General features: G+C 64.5%; 12 protein-coding genes. 11 read left to right on the top strand and 1 reads right to left on the bottom strand.

Going from position 1 to position 15,308, the window contains the following annotated elements; all coding sequences use genetic code 11:
- The first annotated feature begins 217 nt into the window (after positions 1 to 217).
- The 11 genes from MXC99_RS09605 (at position 218) to MXC99_RS09555 (ending at position 13,155) form a co-directional block, all read left to right on the top strand.
- Positions 218 to 520, top strand: a complete 303-nt coding sequence (locus tag MXC99_RS09605) for a c-type cytochrome (RefSeq protein WP_247725236.1) — start codon at positions 218 to 220, stop codon at positions 518 to 520.
- A 9-nt stretch (positions 521 to 529) separates the two neighbouring features.
- A complete protein-coding gene (locus MXC99_RS09600; RefSeq protein ID WP_247725235.1) occupies positions 530 to 1,117 on the top strand; it encodes a hypothetical protein in 588 nt (195 codons plus the stop codon).
- Between the two features lie 46 nt (positions 1,118 to 1,163).
- Positions 1,164 to 2,714: an FAD-binding oxidoreductase gene (locus MXC99_RS09595; protein ID WP_247725234.1), complete on the top strand. Its 1,551-nt coding sequence runs from the start codon at positions 1,164 to 1,166 to the stop codon at positions 2,712 to 2,714.
- A 113-nt stretch (positions 2,715 to 2,827) separates the two neighbouring features.
- A complete protein-coding gene (locus tag MXC99_RS09590; protein WP_247725233.1) occupies positions 2,828 to 4,279 on the top strand; it encodes an aldehyde dehydrogenase in 1,452 nt (483 codons plus the stop codon).
- A 96-nt stretch (positions 4,280 to 4,375) separates the two neighbouring features.
- Positions 4,376 to 4,576 (top strand): hypothetical protein, encoded by a 201-nt coding sequence (locus MXC99_RS09585; protein WP_247725232.1) that lies wholly within the window; start codon positions 4,376 to 4,378, stop codon positions 4,574 to 4,576.
- Between the two features lie 120 nt (positions 4,577 to 4,696).
- Entirely contained in the window at positions 4,697 to 6,382 is a 1,686-nt protein-coding gene (locus MXC99_RS09580) for a DUF1302 domain-containing protein (protein WP_247725231.1), read from the top strand.
- A gap of 28 nt (positions 6,383 to 6,410) precedes the next feature.
- Positions 6,411 to 7,775, top strand: a complete 1,365-nt coding sequence (locus MXC99_RS09575; RefSeq protein WP_247725230.1) for a DUF1329 domain-containing protein — start codon at positions 6,411 to 6,413, stop codon at positions 7,773 to 7,775.
- Positions 7,776 to 7,935: 160 nt separating this feature from the next.
- Positions 7,936 to 9,066 carry a WD40/YVTN/BNR-like repeat-containing protein gene (locus MXC99_RS09570; RefSeq protein WP_247725229.1) on the top strand — a complete coding sequence of 377 codons (1,131 nt, stop codon included), beginning with the start codon at positions 7,936 to 7,938 and terminating at the stop codon, positions 9,064 to 9,066.
- Entirely contained in the window at positions 9,066 to 11,462 is a 2,397-nt protein-coding gene (locus MXC99_RS09565) for an efflux RND transporter permease subunit (protein ID WP_247725228.1), read from the top strand. The genes MXC99_RS09570 and MXC99_RS09565 overlap by 1 nt, the downstream gene beginning before the upstream one ends.
- 18 nt (positions 11,463 to 11,480) lie before the next feature.
- Positions 11,481 to 11,951 (top strand): universal stress protein, encoded by a 471-nt coding sequence (locus MXC99_RS09560; RefSeq protein ID WP_247725227.1) that lies wholly within the window; start codon positions 11,481 to 11,483, stop codon positions 11,949 to 11,951.
- A 121-nt stretch (positions 11,952 to 12,072) separates the two neighbouring features.
- Positions 12,073 to 13,155, top strand: coding sequence for a hypothetical protein (locus tag MXC99_RS09555; RefSeq protein ID WP_247725226.1), 1,083 nt, complete (start codon positions 12,073 to 12,075; stop codon positions 13,153 to 13,155).
- A gap of 37 nt (positions 13,156 to 13,192) precedes the next feature.
- On the opposite strand, the gene MXC99_RS09550 is transcribed toward MXC99_RS09555, so the two are convergent.
- Positions 13,193 to 15,022 carry a sigma-54-dependent Fis family transcriptional regulator gene (locus tag MXC99_RS09550; RefSeq protein WP_247725225.1) on the bottom strand — a complete coding sequence of 610 codons (1,830 nt, stop codon included), beginning with the start codon at positions 15,020 to 15,022 and terminating at the stop codon, positions 13,193 to 13,195.
- Positions 15,023 to 15,308 lie beyond the last annotated feature (286 nt).

Genomic DNA, 15,308 nt, shown 5'->3' with positions numbered 1-15,308 from the left:
GATGCGCTGCTGTGAGCAGCTCAAGCGCACGCTGGCAGCCATCGGGCCACCGAACCCCCTCCGTTTGCTGGCTGATCATGCAGATGGGCTGGGGTAACTGCCGGATTTAGGATAAACATTTGTTTTATCGGTACATTTGTATTTTTAACAAACCTGGCCCGAGCCTTGCTTTGTTCTTCTTCAAGGGAGCACCCGATCCCAGCAAAGGAGGAGACAAATGCATTCGGTTTCGAAACTCGCCCTCGCCTGTCTCGCGGCGAGCGCGATGCAGCTCGCGCTCGCACAGGACGGCCCGGCCCAGCACGACAATCCGGTCTACGCCAAGGTGTGCAGCTACTGCCACGACCAGGGCATCGGCCCGGCAATCCTCGGTCGCCAGCTGCAGCCCGCCTACATCGAGCACGTGGTGCGCTACGGCTTTCGCGCGATGCCCAGCTTCCGCGCTGCGGAAATCGACGACAAGGCCCTCGCCGGCGTCGCCCAGTGGGTGTCGGCCTCGCCGGTCGGCGGCCAGAAATAGGTGGCCGCCATGGACCGACGTGAATTTTTCCGCCGTGCCGGCGGCGGCGTGTCGCTCGCCGCGCTGTCGCCGGCGGCGCTGTCCTTTGGTAATCCGGACCTCGCTGCCGGGCGCACACCGCTGGTCCTGGTCGGCCAGGGCGACCTCCCCGCCGCAACGGCGCTGACCCACCGGCTGGAAGAAGCGTTCCGCAGCGCCGGCCTGCGCACCGCCGTGCACCTGCCCGACGGCAGCGAACTGCGTTACATCGACAACCTTCGCGCCCTGCTCGACCATCGGCCCGGGACCCCCTTGCTCGGCATCATGGACGATGCCGCCGCGGTGATCTTCCAGGCCGTAGCCGGCAGCCGTGGTGCGAACTCGCTGGCCAGCGCCCATCACCGCAGCAGCACCGGCGCCACACGTCACTGCTGCAGCGCCACCGGATACCCACAGCCGATCGCCTGGCACGGAGCCGGGGATGGCCAGGCACGACACGTCGAGCAGTTCTACCTTGCCGCCCTCGGCGAACGCATTGCGCCCCCTACCTCCATCCGGCCTGCAGCCGCTATCACTACAGCAGAAGGCGCGCTGGCGTCCTTCCTGATCCAGCTCTGAAGCGCTGCCCGCGACCCCGCAACCTCATCCGCATCCTGGAGAAGAAATGAGCACACCCAAGCGCACCCTCCTGCCCAAGGGCGTCAGCGCGAGCGATTTCGACAAGGCACTCACCGAGATCCGCGCCATCGTCGGCGACGCCCACGTCCTGGCCGAGTCCCCGCAGCTCGCCCCCTACAACAAGATCATGATGCCGGTCCCCGACGAGCAGCACGCGCCCTCGGCCGCTGTGATGCCCGACAGCGTCGAGCAGGTGCAGGCGATCATGCGCATCCTGAACAAGCGCCGGATCCCGGTGTACCCGATCTCCACCGGCAAGAACCTCGGCTACGGCTCGGCGGCGCCGGTCGAGCGCGGCCAGCTCGTCCTCGATCTGCGCCGCATGAACCGCATCCTGGATGTGGACGCCGAGCTGTGCACCGCGCTGGTCGAACCCGGCGTCACCTACCAGCAGCTCTACGACTACCTGCAGGAGAAGAAGCTGCCGCTGTGGTTCTCCTGCCCCGCCCCCTCGGTGATCGCCGGCCCGCTCGGCAACATGGTCGACCGCGGTGTCGGCTACACCCCCTACGGCGAGCACTTCCTGTTCTCGTCCGGCATGGAGGTGGTGCTCGCCGACGGCGAGGTGCTGCGCACCGGCATGGGCTCGATGCCCAATTCCAACACCTGGCAGGTGTTCAAGTGGGGCTACGGGCCGACCCTCGACGGCATCTTCACCCAGTCGAACTACGGCGTCGTCACCAAGATGGGGATGTGGCTGATGCCCGCCCCGCCCGACTACCGCCCCTTCCTGATCCAGTACCCCGAAGACACCGACATCACCAAGATCGTCGACGCGCTGCGTCCGCTGCGCATCGCGATGGTGATCCCGAACGCGGTGGTGATCGCCCACACGCTGTGGGAGGCACCCTGCTCCAAGGTCAACCGCGCCGACTACCACCCGGGTCCGGGCGCGATCACCGACGACGAAGTCAAGCGCATCCGCAAGGACCACAACATCGGCGCGTGGAACGTCTATGCCGCGCTCTACGGCACCCCCGAGACCAACGACGCCCACTGGAAGATCATCGAGGCGGTGGCCGCGGCCACCGGCGGCAAGCTGGTCACCGAGTCCGCGGACGAAGGCGGGCGCGCCACCCAGTACCGCTTCGATCTGATGAAAGGCAAGCCCAATCTCGGCGAGTTCGACCTCTACAACTGGCGCGGAGGCGGCGGTTCGGTGTGGTTCGCCCCGGTATCGCAGGCCAAGGGCAGTGAGACCCTGAAGCAGATGAAACTGGCCAAGGACATCCTCACCAAGCATGGCTTCGACTACGTCGGCGAGTTCATCGTCGGCTGGCGCGACATGCACCACGTCATCGACCTGCTGTTCGACCGCAGCGACGACGAGCAGACGCGCAACGCCCACGCCTGCTACGACGAACTGCTCCACGCCTTCGCCCGCGAAGGCTACGGCGTCTATCGCGCCAACACCGCGTTCGCGGAAAAGGTCGCCGCCACCTACGGCCCGGTCAAGCGCGACGTCGAGCGCCGCCTCAAGCGCGCCCTCGACCCGAACAACATCATCGCGCCGGGGCGCTGCGGGATCAGCCTGTAAACATGAGCACGACACCACAACACGCTTTCCGCAACCACCGCCTTCAGCGATCCCCGGCCGTACCGCCCCTGTGGCGGGAGCGGCGGCGGTCGACGATCGAGGAGTGAGACACCATGACTGACATCCACATGCTGATCGGTGGCGAGCCGCGCGCTGCCGCCAACGGCGCCACCTTCGAACGCCGCAATCCCCTCGACCGCAGCGTGGCCACGCGCGCACCGGCCGCCACCGCGACCGATGCAGTCGCCGCGGTCGACGCCGCCGCCGCAGCGTTTCCGGCCTGGGCCGCGCTGGGGCCGGGCGAACGGCGCGCCCTGCTGCTGAAGGCTTCCCACGCACTCGAGGCCAAGGGCGAGGCCATCGCCGCGGCAATGGCCGCCGAAACCGGCGCATCCGGGATCTGGGCCGGGTTCAACGTCCACCTGGCCGCCGGCATGCTGCTCGAAGCGGCGTCGCTGACCACCCGGATCAACGGTGAGCTGATCCCTTCCGACGTGCCCGGCAACGTGGCGATGGCCGTGCGCCAGCCGGCCGGCGTGGTGCTCGGCATCGCCCCGTGGAACGCACCGGTGATCCTCGGCGTGCGCGCCATCGCCACACCGCTCGCCTGCGGCAACACCGTCGTGCTCAAAGGCTCGGAGCTGTGCCCTGCCACCCACGGCCTGATCATCGAGGCGCTGCAGGAAGCCGGCCTGCCGCCCGGGGTGGTCAATTTCGTCACCAACGCCCCGGCCGATGCCGGTGCGGTGGTCGAAGCGATGGTCGCCCACCCCGCGCTGCGCCGGGTCAACTTTACCGGCTCGACCCGGGTCGGGCGCGTGATCGCGCAGACCTGCGCCAAGTACCTCAAGCCCGCGGTGCTCGAGCTGGGCGGCAAGGCGCCGCTGGTGGTGCTCGACGACGCTGATCTGGATGCCGCGGTGGCCGCGGCGACTTTCGGCGCCTTCGCCAACTCGGGGCAGATCTGCATGTCGACCGAGCGCATCATCGTGGACGCCACCGTCGCCGACGACTTCGTCGAACGCCTCGCTGCCCGCGCCCGCGCCCTGCCGCTGGGCGACCCGCGCCAGGGCCCGGTGGTACTCGGCTCGGTGGTGGACATGGGCACGGTCGAGCGCTGCAACGCGCTGATCGACGACGCCCTGGCCAAGGGCGCCACCCTGGTCTGCGGCGGCAAAGCCGACAGCACCCTGATGCCCGCCACCCTGCTCGATCACGTGAGCGCCGAGATGCGCATCTACCACGAGGAGACCTTCGCCCCGGTGAAGGGCATCGTTCGCGTGCGCGGCGTCGACGAGGCCGTTGCCTGCGCCAACGACAACCCCTTCGGGCTGGCCGCGGCGGTCTTCGGGCGCGACCTCGCCCGTGCCTGGCAGGTGGCCTCGCGCATCCAGTCGGGGATCTGCCACATCAACGGACCTACCGTCCACGACGAAGCGCAGATGCCCTTCGGCGGAGTCAAGGATTCGGGCTACGGCCGCTTCGGCGGCCAGGCCGGCGTCGACGCCTTCACCGAGCTGCGCTGGATCACGATGCAGACCACGGCACGCAATTACCCGTTCTGATTTCCGGATCCGCACGCCACTTAGGAGAGGATGCGGATCCTTACGACGATAGCCTGAAGCGAAGCGCGAAAAATATGAAGTCCAGCAAGCTTCTCGGTGAAGTTTTTCACGAATTTCTCAAGCAGGCAGAAAACGCTTTTCTTCCGCACTGCGCAAGGCGTGTTGCGTCATCCGAATCAAGCCCGCATTTTTGAAGGAGCAGTCATCTTCCGCGCCGCAACATCAATGCATTACAAAAATGATTGGCATGATCCATGCTTTTTATCCAAAGCAACTGAAGATCAGTTCACACAATGATTAAAAGCGGGTGGCTATTGTTCATTGACCCGGCCATTCGAAGCGCTTCTGCAATAACCCTGCCGCCGTAGCCGGGCGCAGGAAAAAAAGCCGCAATTATATTTGCTCAAGGAGGAAGACATGAACGACAAGCAGTCCCGTTTCGATCCCGGTTTCGCACCGCGGGTTTCACCGATCGGCAGGGCCGTCGCCACCGTTTGCGCTGGCATGGCAATTTCAGGCGCGGCGTTCGGCTTCACCATCGACACGGGCAATTCCGACCTGTCGGTGCGCTGGGACAACACGCTCAAGTACAACGCGAGCTGGCGGGTCGAGGAGGCGGACGGGCGCGGTCCCGCCTCGGATGCGGGGGCGCAGATCAACACCAACGACGGCGACCGCAATTTCAGCCGCGGCCTGATTTCGAACCGGGTCGACCTGCTCTCCGAATTCGATCTGCGCTACCGCAACAACATGGGTTTCCGCGTCAGCGGCGCCGCCTGGTACGACCAGGTGTACAACGAATCGAACGACCGCAGCCAACGTTACGCCTGGTCGCTCAACCAGCGCTCGGCCGATTTCGACGAATTCACCACCGCCACCGAAAAGCTCCACGGGCGCAAGGCGGAGTTCCTCGACGCCTTCGTCTATGGCCGCACCGAGATCGCCGGCAAGGGCCTGAACCTGAAGGCGGGGCGCTTCACCCAGCTCTACGGCGAGACCCTGTTCTTCGGCGCCAACGGCATCGCCGGCGCGCAGACCCCGCTCGATCTGGCCCGTGCGCTGTCGGTGCCGAACTCGCAGTTCAAGGAAGTCGCGCGCCCGGTCGGCCAGGTCTCGGCGCAGCTGCAGCTCAGCCCCGAGGTCTCGATCGGCGCCTATTACCAGTACGAATGGCGCGACTCGCGCCTGCCGGGGGCGGGCAGCTACTTCGCCTTCGCCGACTTCCCCGGCGCCGGCGGCGAGTTCCTGTACGGGCCGTTCGGGCCGAACGGCACGCTGCGCCGGGGTGACGACATGGATGCGAAGGACTCCGGTCAGGGCGGTATTCAGGTCAAGTTCCGTGCCGGCGACACCGAGTACGGGCTGTACGCCGCCCAGTTCCACGACAAGCTGCCGCAGTTCTACATCCGGCCCGGCGTGAACGCCGATCCGGGGCGCGGCATCGATGGCGACTACGTCCTCGTCTATGCGGAGAACATCCGCACCATCGGCGCCAGCTTTGCCACGCTGGTGGGGGAGACCAACGTCTCGGGCGAACTGTCGTTGCGCGAGAACCAGCCGCTGGTCGCTTCGGGCAACATCGCACTCGGGCTGGGCGGGGCGGACAACGATGACGATGCGACCTTTCCGAAAGGCAAGACGATGCATCTGAGCCTGTCGGCGATCAGTGTGTTGCCGGCCAATGCGCTGTGGGACGGGGCCGCCTTCGTCGGCGAGTTCGCCTACAACCGGGTGCTCAGCGTCACCGACAACCGCGCCGCGCTCGACCCGAATGCCACCCGCGAAGCCAGCGCGATCCAGTTCGTGTTCACGCCGGAATATTTCCAGGTCGCGCCCGGGCTCGATCTGCAGGTGCCGATCGGCGTCAACTACGGCCTGGCCGGACGCTCCTCGGTCAATGGCGTGCTGTTCCCGTCGGAGAACGGCGGCAGCCTGAGCATCGGGGTGAAGGCCGACTACCGCAAGACCTGGCAGGGCGGGCTGAACTACACCCACTACGTCGGCTCCTCGGGTTCGATCGTCAATCCGGCCGGCGAGCTGTCCTATGACAATTTCCACGGCGACCGCGACTTCGTGTCGCTCACGATCCAGCGCACGTTCTGATTCTTATAAAACGACCGAGGAGATCAAGATGCTGAAAAAGACCTTGCTGTGTGTCTCCATCCTGGCGCTGAGCGCCGGCATGCAGAGCACGATGGCCGCGGTGAGCGCGGACGAAGCGGCCAAGCTCAAAACCTGGCTGACGCCGCTCGGCGGCGAAAAAGCCGGCAACAAGGACGGGACGATTCCGGCGTGGACCGGGGGCCAGACCGGCCCGGTCGCGGGGCCGAAAGTGGGCGACATCCCGGTGAGCCTTTTCCCGAACGAGAAGCCGGTCCTGCAGATCACCGCGGCGAACATGGCCCAGCATGCGGACAAGCTTTCCGAAGGCACGCAGGCGCTGCTGAAGAAATACCCGGATACGTTCCGTGTCGACGTTTATCCGACCCATCGCACGGCGACGGTGCCGGAGCACGTGGCCGCAAACACGTTCAAGAATGCGACCAACTGCAAGACGATCGAAGGTGGTAATTCGATCGAGGGCTGTTTCGGCGGTTTGCCGTTCCCGATCCCGCAGACCGGCGTGGAGGTCGTCTGGAATTACCTTTTGCGGGTTGAACCCGAATCGATTGAGTTCGGTTTCAAGAACATTCTCGGTTCAACCGATGGCAGTCATACGCTGGCCACTCGCAACGACAACTTCTGGCAGCACCCTTACCATTACAAAGAGGGAGCGTGGGAGACGTGGGCGAAGGATGGAAACGGCGAATATTCGATTCAGCGTTTCAGTACTACCGCCCCGTCTTTCAAAGTGGGCGAGTCGCTGGTCATTCGCGACAGGATCGATTCCAGGAGCCCGCGTCAGGCCTGGCAATACCTGGTCGGCCAGCGGCGCGTGCGCCGCGCACCAACGGTCGGCTACGACACGCCGGACTTCGTTGCATCGGGTGCGAACTATTTCGACGAGGTGCAAGGTTTCTGGGGTCACCCCGACCGCTACGAATGGAAGCTCGTCGGCAAGCGGGAAATGTACATTCCCTACAACAACAATGAACTGGTCACTGCCAAGGTTGCGGACGCCTACGACAAGTTCCACCTGAATTCCGCCAAGGTGCGCTGGGAGTTGCATCGGGTGTGGGAAGTCGAAGCCACGGTGGTGTCGGGCAAGCGCCACGCGGTGCCCAAGCGCAAGTATTACTTCGACGAGGACACCGGGCTGATGGTGCTGATGGATGGCTACGACGCAGAAGGCAAGCTGTGGCGCACTTCGCAGATGCCCAACTTCTTCGTGCCCGCCGTTCCGGCGCTCCTGGTCAAGCAGGTGACGGTGTTCAACCTGCAGGCCGGCACGATGAGCACGGTGCAGGGGTTGAACGACGAAACCTACCGTGTCGTGCCGCGCAAGCCCGAGACCTTCTTCACCGGGGATGCCGTCGCCGCCGACGCAGCACGCTGATCTCGCCCGGCGGCGGGAGCGCCGCCGGAGGGGCTGCCGGGCTGCGGGCAGGCCCTCCGTTTTCCAGACCCGGTTTTTTGTTGTTGAACGACGTTCCGTCCACGGCACCGACCCGCGGGGTCGGCTGCTGCGCGACGGCGCGCGAATGAGAGTAGGCCACATGGTTCTGAACATTGCGCTGCGGCCCCTGGTGGCGGCCACCCTTTTGAGCTTGATCTGCCCGCTGGCGACCGCTGCGACGGCTGCGGCCGCGCCGGCGACGACCGGCCAGCCGGTGCCGGACCTGCTGGAGCTGCCGGCCCGTGCCGATGTGCGCGCCACCAGCACGGTCCAGCTGGCGGTGACCCGGGCGGGCGATCGGCTGGTGTCGGTGGGCGCGCGCGGCACCGTGCTGCTGTCGGACGACGGCGGAGCGAGCTGGCGCCAGGCGCGCGCGGTGCCCGCGAGCGTGGCGCTCACCGACGTCTGCTTCGTCGACGGCCAGCTGGGCTGGGCGGTCGGCCACAGCGGCATCGTGCTCCATTCGCGCGACGGGGGCGAAACCTGGGTGCGCCAGCTCGACGGCCGCCAGGGCGCGCAGGCCGCGCTCGAAGAAGCCCGCGCGCTCGAAGCGGCGGGCGCGGACGGGGCCGAGCGACGCCTGCGCGACGCCCAGTCGATGGTCGAGGACGGCCCGGACAAGCCGCTCTTGAGCGTGCATTTCACCGACGCGCGCCGCGGCTGGGCGGTCGGCGCCTACGGCCTGGCGCTTGCCACCGAGGACGGCGGCCAGTCCTGGCAGGCCTTCATCGCGCGCCTGCCCAATCCGCGCGGCAAGCACCTTTATCAGGTCCGCGCCGACGGTGCCCGCCTGCTCATCGCCGGCGAGCAGGGCGCGCTGTTTCGCTCGGACGATGGCGGGGCGTCGTTTGCCGAAGTGCGCACGCCCTACCCGGGCACCTTCTTCGGCGCCCTCGCGCTCGGGGCGGACACGCTGCTGGCCTACGGCCTGCGGGGCAACGTCTGGCGCAGCGCGGACGGAGGCGCGAACTGGGCGCAGATCGCCCTCGACCAGGAAATCACCCTCACCAGCGGCGTGCGCCTGACCGACGGCAGCGTCGTGCTCGCCGACGAGAGCGGGCGCCTGCTGCGCAGCGACGATGCGGGGCGCAGCTTTCACGCGCTCGAGGCCACGGCCCCCAACGCGGTCACCGCCCTGGTGCAGATCGAGGACGGCGCCCTGGTGCTGTCCGGCGCCCGCGGCCTGAACCGCGTCGATGCAGCTCAACTCGTCGTTACGGAACGCAAATAATGGCTGTCGCACATTCCCTTCCGGCCGAAGCGGTGATCGCCGACCTGGCCGACTTCGATGCACGTTCGGGCTCGCTGGCCGAACGCGTGCTGTTCAACAACCGCCTGCTGATCGTCCTGCTGTGCCTGCTGGCCACGCTGGTGCTCGGCTACCAGGCGCTCGGACTGAAGTTGAACGCCGCGTTCGACAAGATGATCCCGACCAGCCACCCGTACGTCGTCAATTTCCTCGACAACCGCAGCCAGCTCGCGGGCATGGGCAACAGCCTGCGCATCGCCGTGGCAGTGAGCGAAGGGGACATCTTCGACGAAGAGTACCTGGACACCGTGCGCAAGATGAGCGACGAGCTCTTCCTGCTGCCCGGCGTCGACCGCCCCTACATGAAATCGCTGTGGGCGCCCGCGGTGCGCTGGACCGGCGTCACCGAAGAAGGGCTCGACGGCGGCCCGGTGATCCCGGACGACTACGACGGCTCGCCCGCATCGATCGAGCAGGTGCGGGTCAATGTCGAGCGCTCGGGCGAGATCGGCCAGCTCGTGGCGGCCAACTATCAGTCGAGCATCCTGCTCGTGCCGCTGCAGGACAGAATCGCCGAGACCGGCGAGCGCATCGACTACCACGCGCTCTCCGAGCGCATCGAGGCGCTGCGGGCGAAATACGAGTCGGACACGATCAAGATCCACGTCACCGGCTTCGCCAAGGTGGTGGGCGATCTGATCGAGGGCCTGCTGCAGGTGATGGTGTTCTTCGCCATGGCGATCGTCATCTGCACCGCGGTGCTCTACTGGTACACCCGCTGCCTGCGCAGCACGCTCCTGGTGGTGGCGTGCTCGGTGGTGGCCGTGGTGTGGCTGCTGGGCCTGTTGCCCACGCTCGGCTACGAGCTCGACCCCTACTCGGTGCTGGTGCCCTTTCTCGTCTTCGCCATCGGCATGAGCCACGGCGCGCAGAAGATGAACGGCATCATGCAGGACATCGGGCGCGGCACGCACAAGCTGGTGGCGGCGCGCTACACCTTCCGCCGCCTGTTCCTGGCCGGGATGACCGCGCTCTTGGCCAACGCGGTGGGCTTCGCGGTGCTGATGGTGATCGACATCCAGGTCATCCAGGATCTGGCGATCACTGCCAGCATCGGGGTGGCGGTGCTGATCTTCACCAACCTCGTGCTGCTGCCGATCCTGCTCTCGTACACCGGGGTGAGCCCGGTGGCGGCCCAGCGCAGCCTGAAGGCCGAGCTCATGGAGGCTGGCGGGACGCATGACAAGCACCCGTTCTGGGCCTTCCTCGATCTGTTCACCCAGCGCAAGTGGGCCTCCATCGCGGTGCTGGCCGGGCTGGCGATGGGCGCGGTGGGGCTCGCGGTGAGCTTTCAGCTCAAGATCGGCGACATCGACCCGGGCGCGCCCGAGCTGCGCCCGGACTCGCGCTACAACCGCGACAACGCCTTCATGACCGCCAACTACGCCGCGAGCAGCGACGTGTACATCGTCATGGTGCGCACGCCGCAATACGCCTGCGGCCAGTACGACACGCTGATGGCGGTCGATGCGCTCGAGCGCGAGCTGCAGCAGCTGCCCGGGGTGGAGACGACCAGCTCGCTGGCCGGGCTGGCCAAGGTGGCCAACGCGGGCATGAACGAGGGCAGCCTGAAGTGGTTCGAGATCCCGCGCTCGCAGGACATGTTGAACGCGATCATCACCCGCGCCCCACGCGAGATGTTCAACCAGAACTGCGACCTGCTCACCGTCTATGCCTACCTGAAGGACCACAAGGCCGACACGCTCAAAAGCGTGGTCGATGTGGTCGAAGCCTTCGCCGCGCGCCACGGCACCGAGGAGGTGCGCTTTCTGAACGCGGCGGGCAACGCCGGCATCGAGGCCGCGACCAACATCGTGGTGAGGAAGGCCAACGTGCAGATGCTGTTCCTGGTCTATGCGGCGGTGATCGTGCTCGCGTTCATCGCCTTCCGCTCGTGGCGGGCGGTGGTGTGTGCGGTGGTGCCGCTGACGATCACCTCGATGCTGTGCGAAGCGCTGATGGTGTGGCTCGACATCGGGGTCAAGGTCGCCACCTTGCCGGTGATCGCGCTCGGGGTCGGGGTCGGCGTTGATTACGCGCTCTACGTGATGACGGTCACCCTGGCCCGGCTCAAGGAAGGCATGAGCCTGTCGGACGCCTATTACAAGGCGCTCACCTTCACCGGCAAGGTGGTGGTGCTCACCGGCATCACGCTCGGCATCGCCGTCGCAACGTGGGCGTTCTCGCCGATCAAGTTCCAGGCCGACATGGGGACCCTGCTCGCCTTCATGTTCATCTGGAACATGCTCGGCGCACTGATCCTGCTGCCCGCGCTCGGGCATTTCCTGCTGCGGCCGAAACAGGTCGCGCGGGGCTGAAGACAAGGGAGAAATGCAATGTATCGTCACATCCTCGTGCCGCTCGACGGCTCGGAGCTGGCCGGCGCCCTGCTCGCCCAGGCCGTCGAATTCGCCCGCGCCCTCGGCGCCCGCATCACCTTCTTCACGATGGCCGAAGACTACGGCGCCACCCAGGAAGGGGCGCTGATGCGCACCCTGTCTCCCGAAACCTTCGAGAACGAGATCAAACGTGAAGCCGCCGCCATCCTGTCCAAAGCGATCGCGGCGGCAAAAGCGGCCGGGCTCGAGTGCGACGCGGTCGTGCGCGTCGGCTCGGAGGCGTATGTGCAGATCATCGAGGTCGCCGGGGAAAAGGGCTGCGACCTGATCTACATGGCGTCCCACGGCCGCCGCGGACTCAAGGCGCTGGTGCTCGGGTCACAGACCCAGAAAGTGCTCACCCACTCGCCGCTGCCGGTCCTTGTCGCAAAGGCTGCGCCTTCCCGAGGAAGCGACATGACGACGTGAAGAATCGCCATCGGTACGCGGTCATTCCCTGGATCGGGGGTGTGAACACGCCCTTTCCGTTGCGAGACGAAGTCCGGGTTTCTCGCTTGCGCACGAATGCAATCTGACGAGGATAGAGCCCATGTCTGACAATGCCATGAAGCAGCCCGTTGCAGGATCGATTGGCGCCGCAATTACAATCGGATTGTCGCTGGTAATAAGCATCGGCTTCGAGCCTCGTTTCTTCGGCTCATGGGTGGCCTTTCTTGCGATGAGCATCGTGCCGACGCAAATCATCATCGGGCTCGTCTGGAACAACCGCTATCCCGGCGTGCTTGCCCGGCTGGGGCAACCTGCGCGGGGGATAGCCATTCTCGGCCTCCTGGTTGCGGCCGGAAGCGTGATCGCCCCGGCAACCCTGGTGCTGGTCGGCGGGGGCATCACGCCTCCCACCCCGTTCCTGAACATGTACATAATCCTGAGCATCGTTGCGACTTTCTGGCTGGTCGCAGTATTCCAGTGCTGGCCATCTTCGGCGATTTCATCGCACCCCGCCGCGCTCGGACTCGGAACGCTGATGCTTTCCTATCTTTCCGCCTGGGTCGTTTTCCAGTCTGGATTCGATTTTGGAGCGATGAAGGGGGCGCCCTTCTACCATGAACATCTCGACCCTCGAGGTGCGTTCCCCGCCTGGAACATCCTCTCATACGCCATCACGACTGTTGCGGTGATCATGGGGCTCGTCCTGCTCGAGTTCTGGCCGATTGCGGCCATCGTGAGCAGGAAACCCGCATTCAGCGCTCAGCCTTATTTCGGCCTGATTGCGACGGCGATCGTACTCTCCGTTGCCGGAGTCGTCTGGGCGGCAGGAGTCGGCCTGTCGGGCATGGACACGGTGGATTACCTCGTCCGGATTCCAGTCTCCTTCATATTCGGCACGTTCATTCTTCTGACCCTGTTCCAGACTGCCCCGTTTCAAAAGCTGGCACAACCGGCGAAGGGATGCGCGCTCATTGTCGGCTCTGCGCTATTGGCGCTGCTCACCTACGGACTTTATCGTTTCGTCTCCATCAATGCCTTCGGCAATATCCAGGCAGGTCCGCCAGCATATGATCTTGATTTGTGGATAGCGACGGCGATGCTGTCGATAACCTTCCCTCTCATCGTCGCCTATGCAGAAGGATTCGCATTCTGGCCGCTCAAAAACGACGGCGACAGCCATTGAGCTCTGCGCTGAAGCCACATCCCGGCCTGCCGGGATGTCAGCCTTCATCTCCGGCGAGCTTGTATTTTTCGCATCGATACGCCAGTTGCGACCGGGTAATGCCAAGCAGCCGTGCCGCAGCGGAGTAATTTCCGTTTGAAACCGATACTGCGTTCTCGACCAGGGTCCGTTCTATTTCTTCCAGGGAAATGCTTTTTCCGTCCCCTTGCGTCTGCAGCAGCATCTGCAGCAGGCCGGATGACGTGTCAGGGGCTTCGCCAGTTTCGGTCTGCGCATTCCTGAGCACGCCCTTTCCCGCCCCCATGGCAATCGACAGGACATCCGGCGGCAGGGTTTCCCCACTGGTGAACAGGTTCGGCAAATCGATCACCCCGTCATCCTCGGCAGAAATCACGCCGCGCTCGACCAGGTTTTGCAGTTCTCTTATGTTTCCGGGGAATTCGTACGAGAGGAAGGCTCTGATGACTGCGGGCGTAAAGCCCACCACTCTTCGATGGTACTTGTCGCAGTAATAGTTAAGGAAATGATTCATCAACAGCGGAATGTCGTCCTTGCGAGCGCGAAGCGGAGGAAGTTGAATGGGGAACACGTTCAATCGGTAGAACAGATCCTCGCGAAAACTTCCATCGCGCACCGCCTGCCGCAAATCGACATTGGTCGCAGCGACCACTCTTACGTCGACCCGGGTGCTCCGGCTGCCTCCGACTCGTTCGATTTCCCCTTCCTGCAGCGCTCGTAGCAGCTTTCCCTGCGCGATCGGACTCAATGTCCCGATTTCATCCAGGAACAAGGTTCCGTTATCGGCCCGCTCGAAGCGACCGGGGCGCGACGCAACCGCTCCGGTATAGGCACCACGCTCGACACCGAACAGTTCGGACTCGATCAGCGTGTCCGGTATCGCCGCACAGTTGACGGCGACGAAGGGGTTTTCAGCCCGCGTGCTGATACGGTGGAGCATGTTGGCGAACACTTCCTTGCCGACCCCGGACTCCCCCGTAAACAGGACGGTGGCATCGGTACCGGCGACGCGCCGGAGCTGATGGCAGGCTGCATTGAAAGCGGCCGACGCACCGACCATTGCGGCGTGATAGGGGGCATTCTGCGCAAGCATTCCCGCGCTGTCTTTCAGCCCGGTCACCGGCGCCACCACGGTGGAGGCACGGCTGCCCGTCGGCGAGCCGACAAAGTCTTCGGCATTGAGACGCCGCATGTCCTCGGTGATGTCGTCCCACAGCTCGGCCGATTTTGCGATCAGGCGGCAAGCAGAATCCCCCATCGACCGGCAGCTGACTTCACGCGCGATCACGAGGTGTCCGAGGAGGGTGCTCCCGTGCCCCATCGCATAACCGGTCAGCATCCAGCAGGTCGCTGCAGTTCCCAGGCCATAGGCGGCGATGTGCTCGTCCGCCTCGATCGAGTGATGCCATAAGTATTCACCGTCGAACTGACCGTTCTTCTGGTCGAAATTGAATCTGACAGGCTCGACTTTAACCATGCCTTCAAAGGAATGCAGGCGGGCCTTGTACAGCGCGGAAAGATCGGCATCGGGCCAGCGCGCCTGCTCCATGCGGGCATCGCGCGCTCCGGCGATATAGCCCAGGCGGGTGAACAAACCTCTTGCCTTTTCCATTCCCAAACTGTCGATCAGCTCGCGCCGCAGTGCTCCGAATGCATTGCCATGCATCAAGATCATGCGTTGATCATTGAGCCAGATATATCCGTCATCAGGCGAAAACGACAGACAGGCCGAAATATCCGACAGCGACGGCCGGGCGTCAGCACGTGAGCTGGCATAGTCGCCGAGCTGCGACGCCGAGAATTCCGAGTCTCGTTCTCCAATCGTGGCCCTGCCTTTGCTTTTGATCACGGCATGTCTCCTTCACTGAGCCATATTTCCATTTTTATGAATTCAACCACAAAGTCGTAGAGCCGTTTTCACGATTTCATGAACCCAGGCCACAGACCATAAATGCTGCACAGCAGTATTTTTGATCCATCGAACAGGAATGTCTATCAGAAATCCGCGGCTGTAATTTGCTGCGACGCACAATTCAACTTCCACGACCATCCTGGCATCAGTCTTGCTAAATACAAGGCAGCGCGATGAATATCAGACATCGAGCGATGTACGCAGTTTAAGCACCAAATTCTTG

Source organism: Thauera aromatica (assembly GCF_023093595.1).
GTDB lineage: Bacteria > Pseudomonadota > Gammaproteobacteria > Burkholderiales > Rhodocyclaceae > Thauera > Thauera aromatica_A.
This window is presented reverse-complemented; position numbering and strand designations above follow the sequence as displayed.